12 protein-coding genes are annotated in these 14,982 nt (G+C 61.6%); 3 read left to right on the top strand and 9 right to left on the bottom strand.

The annotated features are described in order from the left end of the window. Nucleotides 1-29: 29 nt before the first annotated feature. Nucleotides 30-1,067: a glutathione S-transferase family protein gene (locus INT29_RS00735; protein WP_193070444.1), complete on the top strand. Its 1,038-nt coding sequence runs from the start codon at nucleotides 30-32 to the stop codon at nucleotides 1,065-1,067. 78 nt (nucleotides 1,068-1,145) lie between these two features. On the opposite strand, the gene INT29_RS00730 is transcribed toward INT29_RS00735, so the two are convergent. Beyond that, nucleotides 1,146-1,892: a DedA family protein gene (locus INT29_RS00730; protein ID WP_226830489.1), complete on the bottom strand. Its 747-nt coding sequence runs from the start codon at nucleotides 1,890-1,892 to the stop codon at nucleotides 1,146-1,148. A 102-nt stretch (nucleotides 1,893-1,994) separates the two neighbouring features. On the opposite strand from INT29_RS00730, the gene INT29_RS00725 reads away from it, so the two are divergent. Further along, complete coding sequence (locus INT29_RS00725; protein WP_193070443.1) at nucleotides 1,995-3,047, top strand: YhjD/YihY/BrkB family envelope integrity protein; 1,053 nt, start codon at nucleotides 1,995-1,997, stop codon at nucleotides 3,045-3,047. A gap of 41 nt (nucleotides 3,048-3,088) precedes the next feature. Beyond that, nucleotides 3,089-4,516: a glyceraldehyde-3-phosphate dehydrogenase gene (locus INT29_RS00720; protein WP_193070442.1), complete on the top strand. Its 1,428-nt coding sequence runs from the start codon at nucleotides 3,089-3,091 to the stop codon at nucleotides 4,514-4,516. A gap of 147 nt (nucleotides 4,517-4,663) precedes the next feature. On the opposite strand, the gene INT29_RS00715 is transcribed toward INT29_RS00720, so the two are convergent. The 8 genes from INT29_RS00715 to INT29_RS00680 form a co-directional block, all read right to left on the bottom strand. Then, nucleotides 4,664-5,269 (bottom strand): hypothetical protein, encoded by a 606-nt coding sequence (locus tag INT29_RS00715; protein ID WP_193070441.1) that lies wholly within the window; start codon nucleotides 5,267-5,269, stop codon nucleotides 4,664-4,666. After that, nucleotides 5,266-6,231: a D-2-hydroxyacid dehydrogenase gene (locus INT29_RS00710; protein ID WP_193070440.1), complete on the bottom strand. Its 966-nt coding sequence runs from the start codon at nucleotides 6,229-6,231 to the stop codon at nucleotides 5,266-5,268. Before INT29_RS00710 ends, INT29_RS00715 begins: the two co-directional genes overlap by 4 nt. After that, nucleotides 6,173-7,906, bottom strand: coding sequence for a DHA2 family efflux MFS transporter permease subunit (locus tag INT29_RS00705; RefSeq protein ID WP_193070439.1), 1,734 nt, complete (start codon nucleotides 7,904-7,906; stop codon nucleotides 6,173-6,175). Before INT29_RS00705 ends, INT29_RS00710 begins: the two co-directional genes overlap by 59 nt. 44 nt (nucleotides 7,907-7,950) lie before the next feature. Continuing rightward, on the bottom strand, nucleotides 7,951-8,589 hold the full coding sequence (locus INT29_RS00700; RefSeq protein WP_180958916.1) for a TetR/AcrR family transcriptional regulator: 639 nt from the start codon (nucleotides 8,587-8,589) through the stop codon (nucleotides 7,951-7,953). 90 nt (nucleotides 8,590-8,679) lie between these two features. Continuing rightward, on the bottom strand, nucleotides 8,680-10,743 hold the full coding sequence (gene dnaG / locus INT29_RS00695) for a DNA primase (RefSeq protein WP_193070438.1): 2,064 nt from the start codon (nucleotides 10,741-10,743) through the stop codon (nucleotides 8,680-8,682). A 3-nt stretch (nucleotides 10,744-10,746) separates the two neighbouring features. Then, the gene (locus tag INT29_RS00690) at nucleotides 10,747-12,054 is read right to left on the bottom strand and encodes a deoxyguanosinetriphosphate triphosphohydrolase (RefSeq protein WP_101570383.1); all 1,308 of its coding nucleotides are present in this window, start codon (nucleotides 12,052-12,054) and stop codon (nucleotides 10,747-10,749) included. A 2-nt stretch (nucleotides 12,055-12,056) separates the two neighbouring features. After that, a complete protein-coding gene (dusB, locus tag INT29_RS00685; RefSeq protein WP_193070437.1) occupies nucleotides 12,057-13,247 on the bottom strand; it encodes a tRNA dihydrouridine synthase DusB in 1,191 nt (396 codons plus the stop codon). Between the two features lie 57 nt (nucleotides 13,248-13,304). After that, on the bottom strand, nucleotides 13,305-14,975 hold the full coding sequence (locus INT29_RS00680) for an ATP-binding cassette domain-containing protein (RefSeq protein WP_193070436.1): 1,671 nt from the start codon (nucleotides 14,973-14,975) through the stop codon (nucleotides 13,305-13,307). Nucleotides 14,976-14,982 lie beyond the last annotated feature (7 nt).

Raw genomic sequence — 14,982 nt, 5'->3', positions numbered from 1 at the left:
ACTGAGGCACTTTCACGAAGGAGCAGACCATGTCCGATGACACCAGCCAGATGAACAGCTACGTGGCCAAGGGCGAGGATTTCGACCGGGACACGAACTACATCGAAGATCGGATCCTCGCCGACCCTGACTCGCACTGGCCGGTCGAGCCCGGTCGCTACAGGCTCATCGCTGCTCGCGCCTGTCCATGGGCCAACCGGACCATCATCGTCCGCCGGCTGCTGGGGCTCGAGGACGTCATCTCCATCGGAATGCCCGGACCTACGCACGATGCACGGTCCTGGACGTTCGACCTCGACCCCGGCGGAGTAGACCCGGTGCTGGGAATCGAACGCTTGCAGCAGGCGTTCTTCGCACGGTTCCCGGACTACCCGCGTGGAATCACCGTCCCTGCCATTGTCGACATCGCCAGCGGAATGGTCGTGACGAACGACTTCCCCCAGATCACTGAGGACTTCTCCACTCAGTGGACGCAGTATCACAGAGATGGTGCCCCTGATCTCTGGCCCGAGGAGTCTCGGGAGGAGATGGAGAAGGTCATGCGCCTGATCTACACCGAGATCAACAACGGCGTCTATCGCTGTGGCTTCGCCGGCTCGCAGGAAGCCTACGAGGCTGCCTTCGACCGGCTGTTCACTGCCCTGGACACCATTGAGGAACGACTGAGCCACTCCCGATATCTTATGGGCGGTTCCATCACCGAGGCGGATGTCCGTCTGTTCACCACTCTGGTTCGCTTCGACCCGGTTTACTTCGGACACTTCAAATGCAATCGCCAGACGCTGCGCGACTTCGAGAATCTCTGGGGGTACGCCCGCGATCTCTACCAGACGCCGGGATTCGGCGACACTGTCGACTTCACTCAGATCAAACAGCACTATTACATCGTCCATGTCGATGTGAACCCGACACAGATCGTTCCCCGAGGACCGGACCTCGCGGACTGGCTCTCACCTCATGGCCGAGAGGAGCTGGGCGGTTCGCCCTTCGGGGAGGGCACCGCCCCCGGGCCTGTCCGCGCCGGCGAAGTAGTTCCGAAAGAACATACTGCTGCAGCCTGGCTGTGATGACACGGGCAGCGCGGTGACACTGACTCTGCAGTTACTCGGGCTCAGCAGCGACCTGCATTGATCCGAGCCGAAGGCTCAGTCCCCTGACAGACCGGCTGGGCCTTCGGTGCTATCGCGGGAGAATTCGGTTCGCCCGGCAGCCTTGGCCTTCCTGCGTTTGCGGATCTTGAACACGATCCACACTGCGACGAAGACGAGCACAGCAACGATGACCAGCGTCTGGAAGTAGCCCGCGTAGGTTTCGACAATCGACCAGTTCTCACCGAGGTAGAAGCCAGCGACGATGAGGATGGTATTCCAGATCGCGCTTCCGGCTGTGGTCAGAGCCAGGAACTTGACGATCGACATGTTCCGCATGCCGGCGGGAATGGAGATCAGGGACCGGAAGATAGGGACCATCCGTCCGAAGAACACAGCCTTATCACCGTGCTTGTCGAACCACCCAACCGTTTTGTGTACATCGTCGACGTCGACCAGCGGCATCTTCACGGCGATCCGGGCTATGCGCTCAAGGCCGATCCATTTGCCCAGCGCCCACAAGATGACCGCGCCGACGACCGATCCCACGGTGGCGAGGACGATCGCCAGAACGATGCTCATGCTGCCCTGACTGGCGGTGAAGCCCGCCAGCGGCAGCACCAGCTCGCTGGGAATCGGCGGGAAGATGTTGTCCAAGAAGACCAAGAAGCCGACACCGATCGGTCCCAGCGTCTCCATGAGCGTCACGGCCCAACCGGAGAACCCGCTGAGGTTGTCCGCTGCTGAGGAACCTGCGGACAACCTCAGATCAGCGCACTGGACTGTCGAAAATAGTGTCGGCATGATCGAAAGTCTAGATTACAGGCGCGGCCCACCCCTTTCAGGGCGCTCACAGCGGCTAGTGTTGAAACAGACACCTGCGGGTCAAGATCGAAGGAGCATGAAGTGGCACCAGCCAAAGTACTGGCCTCACGCAATACGGTCGCCGAAGTCGGCCACAATGCCATCACCCAGCCGGGACCCGCCCACCTGATGCGTGCCGTCAAACGTTTCGGCGAACGCCTGGGCAACCAATTCGGCGCGGCCATGACTTACTTCCTGGTTCTCGCGGTCATGCCGATCGCGATGTTCACCTTCGCAAGTCTCGGCTTCGTCCTCGACGTCGCCAAACCGGAGCTCCTCCCCGTCGTCGTTGAGCAGATCGAAAAGCAGGTCGGCGGAAATTCGTCTCTGACGGAACAGCTTGAGAGCTTCCTCACCAGCTGGCAGTCGGTCGGAATCATCGCCATCCTCGCCGCTCTCTATACCGGGCAGGGATTCATCGGCAACCTCGGTGCCGCTGTGAGAGCACAGCTGCATGCAGATTTCGACGATGTCGTTCCCAACCAGTCCTTCGTCAAGAAGATCCTCAACAATGTTGTGACACTCCTGGGACTCATCATCGGCCTGCTGCTCACAGTGGCCCTGACAGTCATCGGCACCGGATTGGGATCGGCCATCAGCGAGGCACTTCACCTCGGCGGATTCGCTTCGGTGGTACTGCGCGTGGTGCCGTTCATCATCACGTTGGGCGCCGCGTGGCTGATCTTCATGTTTCTCTTCACCATGTTGCCCGATCACCCGGTGGGCAAGAGAGCCAAGATCAGGGGCTCACTCATCGGCGCCGTGGCTTTCACCGTCCTCATCAACCTCGCGACAGTCCTCGTCGACGTCTTCTCCGGCAACAAAGCCGCTGGCGTGTTCGGATCGATCATCGCGATCATGCTGACAATGAATATCTTTGCTCGTATCATCCTCTTCGTTGCGGCCTGGATCGGAACCGCGAGTCCGCCTCGGCCACGGAAGGAGGACTCCCCCGAATACCGCTTGGTCGAACCCCAGGTTCAGATCCAGAACCTCGGTGCGTTGTTGGCCGGAGCCGGCATCATCGCGCTCACGCTGCTCGGATTCCGTCGACTCGATGAACACCAGACGAATCGCGAGCAGACAACCCGTTAGACTAGGCGAGAATTCGCTAACTGACCGAGGAGACACGACCTTTGACTGATGCAACGACGGCTCGCCTGAACGAATGGGCGAACAAGCAGACTGCCGCCGAAGAACTCATTCCACTGACCGGACGTCTGTACCGAGAGAACGACGTCCTCCTGACGCTGTTCGGCCGGTCACTGCTGAATAAGTCAGTGACCGGGATGATCAAGGCACACCGATATGCCCGCCACTTCCTCGGCGAGGATCTCGACATCGAGGTGACGCTGGAGATCGTTCGAGCACTGTCCGAGCTTGATCTCGGGCCCACCCGCATCGACCTGGGCCGCCTCATCCAGAAGCAGCAGCAACAGTCGGACTCCATTGAGAGCTTCCTCTCCACGGAACTCGCATCAGTTGCCGGCGACAATGGCGAAGAAGGCGCCGTACGCGACGTCGTTCTCTACGGCTTCGGACGCATCGGTCGCCTGCTGGCCCGCATCCTCATCGATCGCGCCGGCGGCACCGGAATGCGTCTGCGTGCGATCGTTGTCCGCAAGGGCAGCGATGATGACATCGTCAAGCGCGCTTCGCTCCTGCGACGTGACTCGGTGCACGGCAACTTCGACGGCAGCATCGTCGTCGATGAAGAGGCCAATACGATCCAGGCCAATGGCACCCTGATCCAGGTCATCTACTCCAACGATCCTTCACAGGTCGACTACACCGAATACGGAATCAACGATGCCGTCATCGTCGACAACACCGGCATCTGGCGTGACGAGGAGAGCCTGTCCAAGCACTTGGCCTGCCCCGGCGCATCGAAGGTCCTTCTCACTGCCCCGGGCAAGGGCGAGGTCAAGAACATCGTCTACGGAGTCAACGACGCGGCCATCCTCGACGAGGACACGATCATGTCAGCGGCTTCGTGCACCACGAACGCGATCACACCGGTACTCAAGGCCCTGCATGACAAGTACGGGGTCCGCAACGGTCACGTCGAGACGGTGCACTCGTTCACCAACGACCAGAACCTCATCGACAACTTCCACAAGGGTTCCCGTCGTGGTCGCGCTGCCGGCCTCAACATGGTCCTGACGGAAACCGGTGCTGCCAAGGCTGTGGCGAAGGCTCTACCTGAGCTCAAGGGCAAGCTATCTGGCAACGCGATCCGCGTTCCCACGCCGAACGTGTCGATGGCGATTCTCAACCTCAACCTTGAGAAGTCTACGAGCGTCGATGAACTCAACGCGTTCCTCCGCGACACTTCGATGAATTCGGAGCTGCGCAACCAGATCGACTACGTCTCCTCCCCCGAGCTGGTCTCCAGTGACCTGGTCGGTTCGAAGCGCGCCGGAGTCGTCGATGGCCTAGCCACAATCGTCGACGAGGATCGTGTCGTCGTCTATGTCTGGTATGACAACGAGTTCGGATACAGCTGCCAGGTCATTCGCTGTGTGGCGAAGATGGCTGGGGTCGACGTCCCCGCCTTTCCCTGACCTGATCGGTTCGATCCTCTGATCTGACCGCGTCGATCCTCCGATCGAATGCACAAGCGCCCGCAGTCTCATTCGGCTGCGGGCGCTTCGTTGTCTCCGCACAGACAGTAGGTTGTGCCTCCACGGCCAGTTGGTCGGTGGACCTGTTCAGGCTCGGTTTCTGCCGTGGCCTGCCCCATCGCCCTCGACCGCGTCGTGGAGCCAAATCGGGGTGTAGGTGCGGAACCGGTTGGCCAGATCATCGTCGCTGTCGAGCATCACAGCGAAACGATCGTCGGCACTTGAGAGTTCGTTGGCCCAAATGGGTCCCAGGCAGGCGAGAATGGCACATGCCAGGACGACTGCGACTGCCAGGATCGGCGTCATCGAGTACAGCATCCATCCGAACAGAAGACCGAGTACGGCGAAGGCGATTGCAACGGCCATTCCCGCATTGCGGGTTCTCGGGGCGCGGGCCCGGGCCGGCCTGGCGGAGGCAACCGAATCCAAGACATCACGATTGATCCTCGTCCATGCGATGATCGCGCCGAGTGCACACACGATTCCGATCATGATGAGGCTGAACGCGGAGAACAGCAGAACCGTGTCCACTCGAGTCCCCTGCGCCTGCATCGCCGCACCGAGTCCGGCCACGAGCATGGCGAGAGCCAGCACGAGCATGCTCAGCAGTCGCGCCCTGCGCACCGCAATGAGTTCGCTGACAACCTGAGCCAGGAACGCCCGCTGGGCAACATGGTCTGACTTTTCGGTCATCGGACGTAGCCCGCCGCCTTGTCAACCGTGTGTGGGAACGTCTCACCTGCTGTGTACTTCTCGAACAGGTCGACGAATTGCTTGGCCAAACGCATGCGCCACCCATCGGTGTCCCCGCTCATGTGCGGGGTGACGATGACGTTGTCCATCTGCCACAAGGGGTGCTCAGCAGGCAGCGGCTCTTCGTCGAAGACGTCGAGGCCGGCCCCGGAGATTTCGCCGGTTTCGAGTGCATTCACGAGGTCGGAGGTGACGACACCCTCACCTCGGCCGACATTGACGAAGTAAGCGTTCGGATCCATGGCGGCGAACACCTTTGCGTCGATGAGGTTCTTCGTCTTATCCGTCAGCGGTGCAATGTTGATCACCCAGTCCACACCGGACAGATGAGAACTCAGCTGTGCCGAGTCGATGACGGTCCCGAAGTCCGCGTCTCCGCTCCGTGCGTGACTGCCTGCCCCGGTGACGTTGACGTCGAGGGCCCTGAGGACTCTGGCGATCTCCCGGCCGATCGAACCGGTGCCGACGATCATGGCCTGTGATCCGGCAAGATTCTTCGTCGAGCGCCGGTTCCACACGGACTCGCGCTGGTCCGCAAGCGACCCCAGAGAGTTCTTCGCATGGATGAGAATGTAGTTGAGCACGAATTCCGCGATCGGCCGATCGAAGATTCCCCGTGCATTCGTGACCACAACGTCCGAGGCGGAGAGTTCATCGAACAGCAGCGAGTCAACACCTGCTGCGGCCGCGTGGATCCATTTCAGGTTGTCGGCGCGTGCGAATTCGCTGCGCAGCGCCTTTGAGAAGAAATCCCAGAGAAGGAGGACATCGGTGCCGGGCAGCGAGGAGCCCAGATCCTGGGCCTCGACGATCCGAAGCTCGATGCCCTCCCTCCGACCGAGGTCAGTGAGCTGGTCGGGAATCTCTGTCCCGGGGGCGTTGAGTATTGTCAGTACCGTCATGAGTCGACTCCTTCAGCCTAGCCTTCTCAGCCAGACTATCGGATGAGTCGGTGTAAGCAGCGGAAGCATCGTTGAGACTCTCAGACGTTTCTGCCCCGACTGTGACGAGTTCGCGTATCGCAGGGTCAGCCTTGAGCGTCTGCGCCAGCGGAGTGTTGGGCAGGAAGCACAGGAAGATGAATCCGAGGACCGCCAGAGGCGCGACCCACAGGAACAGCGGCACCAGAGCATCGTTATATGAGGTGATGATGAGGGAGTGCAGCGGCTCGGGCAGATTGGACACGATCTCGGGCGTCAGCCCGGTCGAGGAGACCTTGGGCAGCGGCTGCGAGGGTGCGGCTTTGGCCAGCTCGCCCATCCCGTCCTTGATGTTGTCCATGAGGCGCTGTGTGAACACAGACCCGATGAAGGCCATGCCCAGCGTCGCTCCGACCTGCCGGAAATAGTTGTTCGATGCTGTCGCTGTTCCGACCATAGCAACGGGGAATGCGTTCTGGACGACGAGGACGAGGGTCTGCATACTCAGGCCCAGACCGAGCCCCAGCAGCGCCAGGCACCCCATCGTCTCCCAGGCCGCGCTGTCGGCCTTGAGCTGCGAGAGCAGAACCAGCGATGCCGCCATGATGAGCACGCCCATCAGCGGGTACTTCTTGTATTTGCCTGTGCGGGAGACGACGAAGCCGATGAGGGTGGAGGAGATGAGCATCGTACCCATCATCGGAACCATCATCAGGCCTGCGACTGTGGCGTCGATACCGTGGACCATCTGGAGATAGGTGGGCATATAGGACAGGACACCGAACATTCCGACACCGATGAAGAGGCCGGCAATGGTGCACAGCAGGAAGTCGCGGTTCTTGAACAGGAACATCGGAATGACCGGCTCACTGACCTTGAGTTCGACGAAGATGAATCCGGCAATGGCGAGGACTCCGACGACGATGAGTCCGTTGATCTGCCATGAGCCCCATTCGTAGTCGTGGCCGCCCCAGGCGGAAACGAGGACTATGCAGGAGGTGACGATCGAGATCAGAGCCATCCCCACAAAGTCGACCTTCGGGCGGTGTCCGCTGGTGTGCTTGGGCACTTTGAGGAAGATCGCGGCAGCGATGAGAGCAATGATGCCAAGGGGGAAGTTGATGGCGAAGGCCCAGCGCCAGCCGGGTCCTTCGGTCAGCCAGCCGCCGATGAGCGGACCGGCAACGGAGGACACGGCGAAGGCGGAACCCATGATGCCCATGTACTTTCCGCGCTCACGAGCCGGGACCACAGAGGCGATGATCGACTGGGAGAGGATCATCATGCCGCCACCTCCGATGCCCTGGAGAACACGACCGAAGATGAGCATCGACATGTCGCCCGCGATTAGCGCGAAGACCGACCCCAGCAGGAAGCAGCAGATCGCGAACATGAAGAGGGGCTTGCGACCGAACAGGTCTCCCACCTTGCCGTAGATAGGCATCATGATCGTCGACGCGAGCATGAACGCTGTGGACACCCACAGCATCTGGTCGACGCCGTCGAGTTCGCCCACGATCGTCGGCAGAGCGGTTGCCAGCACGGTCTGGTTGAGGGAGAACATGAACATGGCGATCATCAGACCCACGAAGAGCAGGATGATCGCAGATGTCTTCATCGGCTCGGTATCGTCGTGGTCTTGCACGGTTTGGGTCATTTCCCCAGTCCTCGGTCCTTGGTTACTTCTCATCACAGCCTTTGTCATAGTCGGTTCAGAACCTTGAGGAAGAGCCCCAGTGATTCTTCGTAGATTTCTTTGGTGCCACCCTTTTCGTCCACGAGCTCAGGCGATCGTTTGAGCCTCTGGCCCGCGTGGTTCAGCGGCACTCTGCATAGTTGGGTGAGCATCCTGGCACTGCGCCAGGCCGATTCCTCCGAGGAGAACTCCTGGCCCAGGAAGCGCAGGCGGGCGAGCACATGCTCTGCCACCAGCTCTTCGAGTGCCTCGGCACGGTCGAACCGTTTGCTGACCAGCTCCGGGTATCGAGCAAACAGCGTTCTCCGCCGCGCGGGCATAGCGGGGTCGACGGACCCCATCAGCAGCGCTTCGCGCACGAATCGGGACGTGTCTGCAGCTAGGTCTTCGATTCCGGTTTCGGAGTGGACGTAGGCATCGACGACGTGTTCATCGATATTGGACTCATCGAGTCCGACGATCGCGTCTTCCTTCGTCGCGTAGTAATTGAAGAAGGTGCGTGTTGACACGCCCACGTCTGCAGCGATGCTCGCGACAGTTGCACACTCGAGACCGTCGGCGAGGACCCTCGTGATCGCAGCCTCATGCAGCGCGTGTCGTGTCAGACGCGCTTTTCTGGAGCGGAGGGATTCGGTTTCGGTCATGAGAATATTTTTGCATCTCATGCAACTTTTCACCAACTGCAAAATTGCAATTGTGCACTATTTCACGTTCTCAGCCGAGAACCGCAGTTCTCACATGAGTGTCTTCAGACGGGCCCTGTGCTGTTCGAGGACCTGCAGCTGCCCCAGAAGCGTCGTCTGCGCAGCCGTGTCCGTGGTGTCCTGTCGCTGCAGACGTGAGTGCAGTTCCTTAGCGATCCGTTCGAGGTCGTAGTCGAAGAGTCGGGCCACGATGCCCCTGGCAAACCCCTCCGCGCTGACACCGTCGGCCACCGGCAAAGGAGTCACCAGCAGCTGTGTGACATAGGGTTTGAGGTCCTCGTCACTGGCGGCGAGGACGGCATCTGCCCACCGAGCGGCGTCGGCCGTTCCAGGCGATGTCGAACCGCCTGCTGATTTCAAACCTCCGGCAGCCTTGATGGCAGCCTGGATTCGGCGATAGCCGGGGTGTTCGAAAGCTCGTGCGGACAGGGAATCGAAGAGCTTGGCATTGACGAACTCTGGATGCTGCAGCGCCACCATCAGGGCGCCCTTCTCCGTTTTGAGGCGAGCGGGGCTGATCGGTGCCGACAGGTTCGATACATCGGGGCGCTCGTCATAGACATATTCGATGGCGGTGTCGTCTCGGCCCGGGACTCCCCCAACTCCGGGCGCCTGCGGCCTGTTCATCTGCGCTGGCTGCCCACCGGCCGGGTTCTGCGGTGCACCGGGCGAAGGCTGCGCTGACCCAGGAGGGGACTGCAAAGGAGCCTGAGGTGGGGCCGGTGGACCTCCGGCCTGAGGCTGACGAGCCTGGCTCGGCTGCGTCTTCTTCGGGCGCTTCCGGGCGTCCCTGACGGCGGATTCGACTTCGTCGATGTCGACGCCGATACGACCGGCGACGAAGCGATAGTAGTGGCTGAGGCTGTTGCGATCACGGATATCTGCCAGGACCTCGGCGCTGGCCTTGACTGCAGCGATCCTGCCCTCAACTGAGTCGAGGTCGTAACGCGAGATCGCGGTGGTGATGACGAATTCGAAAAGCGGCTTGCGACCGTCGATGAGTTCGCGCAGAGCACCATCGCCCTTCTGCATCCGCAGGTCGCAGGGGTCGAGTCCACCGGGTTCGACGGCGACGAAGGTCTGGGCAGTGAACTCACTTTCGAACTCGAAGGCTCGCAGGGCCGCTTTCTGTCCGGCTGCGTCTCCGTCGAAGGTGAAGATCACCTGGCCAGTCGGATCGTCGCCGAGCAGGCGCCGCACGATCTTCACGTGCTCGGGCCCGAAGGCCGTTCCACAGGTGGCGACCGCCTGTGTGACTCCTGCGAGATGGGCGGCCATGACATCGGTATAGCCTTCGACGATGACCACGCGTTTGGTCTTCGCAATGTCCTTCTTCGCCAGGTCCAGCCCGTAGAGCACCTGGTTCTTGTGATAGAGAGCAGTCTCCGGAGTATTGAGATACTTCGGCCCCTGGTCGTCGTCGAACAGACGCCTGGCGCCGAAGCCGATAGTCCTCGATGTCATGTCCTTGATGGGCCAGACAACCCTGCCGCGGAAACGGTCGTAGATGCCGCGGCCGCCCTCGCTGGCCAAGCCACCGGCGAGGATCTCCTCTTCGCTGAACCCAGCCCGTTTGAGCTGCTTGGTCAGCGAATCCCATGATTTGAGTGCGAAGCCGAGACCGAACTCCTTGCTCGAGCTGAAAGGGAAGCCACGGCCTTCGAGGAACTCCCGACCGATCTGCCCCTGCTCGCCTTCGAGAGACTGGGTGAAGAAGCGCTGCGCGACCTCGTGCATCTCCAGCAGCCGTTGCCGCCGGCTGGCCTGTTCGCGGTCGGGTCCTTTGCCGTCTTCGTAGCGCAGATGCATGCCGATCCTGCCGGCCAGCGACTCGACGGTTTCGACGAAGCTGAGCTGTTCGACCTTCTGCAGGAACGCGAAGACATCGCCGGACTCCCCGCAGCCGAAGCAGTGATACATCCCGACCTGGGGTCGGACGGTGAACGAGGGCGTCTTCTCATCGTGAAAGGGGCACAGGCCCTTGAGCGAGCCGATCCCCGCGGTCTTGAGCGTGACGAACTCACCCACCACCTCGTCGATACGAGTGCGATTGCGAAGCTCGTCGATGTCCTCGCGTCTGATCAGTCCGGCCATGGTCTAGAGACGATCCCCCGCCCCTGCTTTGAGCTGGTGGTACAGGGCCCAGGCGGAATGGTCGGTCAGAGATGCGATCTGGTCGACGACGACACGCAGCCGAGCAGCGTCATCGTTCGCCTCGAAGTAGTCAGCTCTGAACATCGGGTCAAGATTGATCGGTGCTTCGGAATACCACTGGGCCAGCTCGGTGATGACCGCGGACTGGATGTCATGGAGGCGCAGACGATCTTCGGCGACCATCACCGTCAGCGTAGCCATTCCTTTGAGGATCGCGATCTCGACGCCCGTGGGTTCGGGCACGACCAGTGAGGCCGCGTAGCGAGCAAGAGGCTCCCAGCCGAATTCCTCACGAGTTGCTGCTTCCGCTGCACCGACGAACCGACCGATGAGCTGGCTGGTCATGTGTTTGAGGGTTGCTTGGGCACGCCTGGATCCGTCATAGGTCTCCGATGGCCAGTAGGCTGCCGCCTGCAGTCGTGACAGCGCCTTGTCCATCTCCTCGTCACTCGTGGTCGGCAGATACCACTTGCGGGTGATTTCGAAGAGCTCTCCGCGCCGGATCTCGGCAGCGAAATCTCCCAGGTGCAGATGTCCGCCGGCGATCGCGTCTTCGACGTCATGGACGGAGTAGGAGATGTCATCGGCGAGGTCCATCACCTGGGCCTCAAGGCACCGCTTCCCTGTCTCGATGCCGTCACGGTAGAAGTCGAAGACTCCTCTGTCATCGTCATAGACGCCGAATTTTCGTACACCGGAATCGCGTCGACCCACCGATGCCTCACTCCGCGACCAGGGGTATTTGGTCAGCGCGTCGAGGCTGGCTCGGGTCAGGTTGAGCCCGGCTGGGCGCCCGTCATCAGCGATCACCTTCGGTTCGATCCGCGTGACCAGTCGCAGCGTCTGCGCATTGCCTTCGAAGCCGCCGACGTCGATGCACAGTGCGTCGAGGATGGTTTCGCCGTGGTGGCCGAACGGCGGGTGTCCGAGGTCATGGCTCAGGCAGGCGGTGTCGACGATATCGGGGTCGCAGCCGAGGTAGCGGGCGAGTTCGCGTCCGACCTGGGCGACCTCGAGGGAGTGGGTGAGTCGGGTGCGGACGAAATCGTCTGTCCCCGGCGAGACGACCTGGGTCTTCGCGCCGAGTCGGCGCAGGCCTGCGGAGTGCAGCACCCGGGCACGGTCACGCTGAAAAGCCGATCGGCGCGGATTCTTCGCCGGTTCGCTCACCCACCGATCTTCGTCCCACGGCGTGTAGACCGCCACGGTCCCCGAGCGCACCGATGTGCGTGGGTGAGATTCGAATGGCATTGTCATCCTCCCGAGATGTCGAGTTCCGCCTCGGAGAGCAGTGACTTCCCGCTGACATCGAAGATGCGGGAGTCGAGCCACCCTTCGGGCAGATGCGGCTTCTTCGGGCGGGTGGTCCGCCCCCGGGAGCCTTCCGCATCGGTACCAGGATACGGTGCCTCGTGATCGAGCTGAGCCAGCAGCCCCTCGAGTTCCTCCAGCGAGGAGACCATCGCCAGCTGACGACGCAGATCTCCCCCGACCGGATAGCCCTTGAAATACCAGGCAATATGTTTGCGCAGGTCACGAACACCGTAGAACTCGTCCGCATAGTATTCGACCAGGTATTCACCGTGCTTGTAGACCGCACGTGCCACCTCGGCGAGGCCCGGTCGGAAGCGTTCATCACTGCCACCCAGAGCATTGGCGAGGTCGCCGAACAGCCATGGCCGTCCCTGGCATCCACGGCCGATGACGACACCATCGCAACCGGTCCTGGCCATCATTTCCAGGGCATCCTCGGCAGCGAAGATGTCACCGTTGCCCAGCACAGGAACGGTGTCGCCGAGGTGGTCCTTGAGTCGTGCGATCGCGTCCCAGTCTGCCTGGCCCGAGTACAGGTCCGCCGCGGACCGGCCGTGAAGTGCGACCGCTGCGACACCTGCGTTGCGGGCTGTCTCACCGGCATCGAGGAAGGTCTGGTGGTCCTTGTCGATGCCCTTGCGCATCTTCACCGTCAGCGGGATGCCGCCACGGTCTGCTTCGGTCACAGCCGTGGTGACGATGGTCTCGAAGAGGTCCTTCTTCCACGGCAGGGCCGAGCCGCCACCCTTACGAGTGACCTTGGGTACAGGGCAGCCGAAGTTGAGGTCGATGTGGTCGGCGCGGTCCTCTTCAACGATCATCCGCACGGCCTGCCCGATCGTCTCCGGGTCGACGCCGTAGAGCTGAACCGATCGCGGGGTCTCGAAGGGCTCGTGTTGGATGATGCGCATGCTCTTGGGGCTGCGTTCGACCAGGGCTCTGGACGTCACCATCTCCGTCACGTAGAGACCGGCACCGTACTCGCGGCACAGGCGCCGAAAGGCTGTGTTGGTGATTCCCGCCATCGGTGCGAGCACCACTGGCGAGGACAGCTCGATGGGGCCGATGCGCAGAGGCTCGACGGTCACTGGGGATACGGACTCTGGGGCAGGGCTGATGACACTCACCATGCCATTATCCCCGAGTCGTCAAATGATGAGACACCTGCACAGGCAGAAGCCTCAGTCTCACGATCGCGCATAGGCGCCCTCCTTCGGGATCTCGACTCTGTCCTCATCAACTTCCCTGTCCACATCAACCCGAACCGGAGCCAGAAATTCCCGAATGTCCCATTCGATGTCGAGTCGCAGTTCTTGTGCGAGGCGATCATCGTGGGTGATGACGATCATCGCACCACCGAAACCGCCCAAAGCTGTGACCAAAGCCCTCAGCGATGACAGGTCGAGGTTGTTGCCGGGTTCATCGAGGACGAGCAGCTGCGGCGCAGGGTCCTGGAGCAGGCTCTTCGCCAAGGCCACACGGAACCGTTCTCCTCCGGACAAGGTCGAACAGAGCTGATCGGTCCGACCTGCCCTCAGTCCCATCGCCGCCAAGACCTCATGGACGCGGTGCGGCCCCAGACTATGGTTGTTCTCCCTCACCGCTTCCATGACGGTGAGCGTCGGCGGCAGCCTGTACTGCTGGTCGAGGATGCCGATCGAGACCGGAACCGTGACCGCCAGGTTCGGGAACAGCTCGTCGATCGGAGCACCTGTGTCGTGACGGCCGGCGATTGCTGCCATCATCGTCGATTTCCCAGAGCCGTTGGCGCCGGTCAGTCGGATGCGCTCGGGACCGACCACTGTGCGTGGCTGGGCCAGTGCTCCCCCGGTGATGTCGAGGACTCGTTTGCCGGAATGGATCACAGTCTCCGGCAGATCCAAGCGAACACTCGAGTCTCTGCGCAGTGCGTCTTTGGCCGTGTTCACCGTCGACCGTGCCTCCGCCTCGTCGGCTGCCTTGTCTCCGCGTCTCTTCGCCGCACTCTTCTGGGCGAAATCCGTCAGTCCATTCATGACTATCTTCGGTCGGCGCTTATTCTCTTTGTCTTTGGCCGCCTTCCGATCGGCCCGGGCCAGCTTCGTTTCGAGTTCAATGCGCTGGCGCTTTTCGATCGCCAGGGACTTCTTGGCGTCGACGAGGTCTGCCAGTTTCGCCTCCTCTTCGGCTGCGACCATGGCTTCATAGTCGTCGAAGTCCCCTCCGTACACCCGCAGCTGGTCAGTCATCTCAACGATCGTCGTCACGCTCGTCAACAGGCCGCGGTCATGGGAGATCACCAAGGTCGGGCCCGTCCTGTCCCGCAGCAGCGTGGCCAAGCGGGCACGCCCCGCCTCGTCGAGGTTGTTGCTTGGTTCGTCCAGGATCAGCCAGCGATCGCCCGCCAACGCAGCCCGGGCCAGACCGATGCGCATGGCCTGGCCTCCCGAAAAGGTGGACAGTCGGCGGTCCAGGGCATCGGCGTCGAGTGTCAAGCCGAGATCGGCCAGAGCACTCAGGGCCCTTTCTTCGATGTCCCAGTCATCCCCGATGACGTCGAAGTCACCTGGCTGTGCGTCACCGGCCAGGGCGGTCGACAGCGCCGATCTGATGTCGGTGATTCCCAGCGCCGTGGCGACGGAGTCCTCGGTGTGCGGCAGCAGCTGATCGATGTAGACGGCACCTTCGGCACCGGTGATATGGCCGGCACTGGGTCTGATCTGACCGGCGATGATCCTGGCGAGGGTGGATTTGCCGATCCCGTTCTCGCCGACCAGCCCGACGATGGCAGCCGGGATTGAGGCGGTCAGTGATGTGAAGATCTCGGTGTCGTCGCCGAGGCGGTATCCGAGATTGGAGATGGATATGGCAGCAGTCATATGTGTC

Origin of the sequence: Brevibacterium sp. FME37 (assembly GCF_014897485.1) — a bacterium.
Classification (GTDB): Bacteria; Actinomycetota; Actinomycetes; order Actinomycetales; family Brevibacteriaceae; genus Brevibacterium.
The sequence above is the reverse complement of the archived record's forward strand: the minus strand, read 5'-3'. Positions and strand labels throughout refer to the sequence as shown.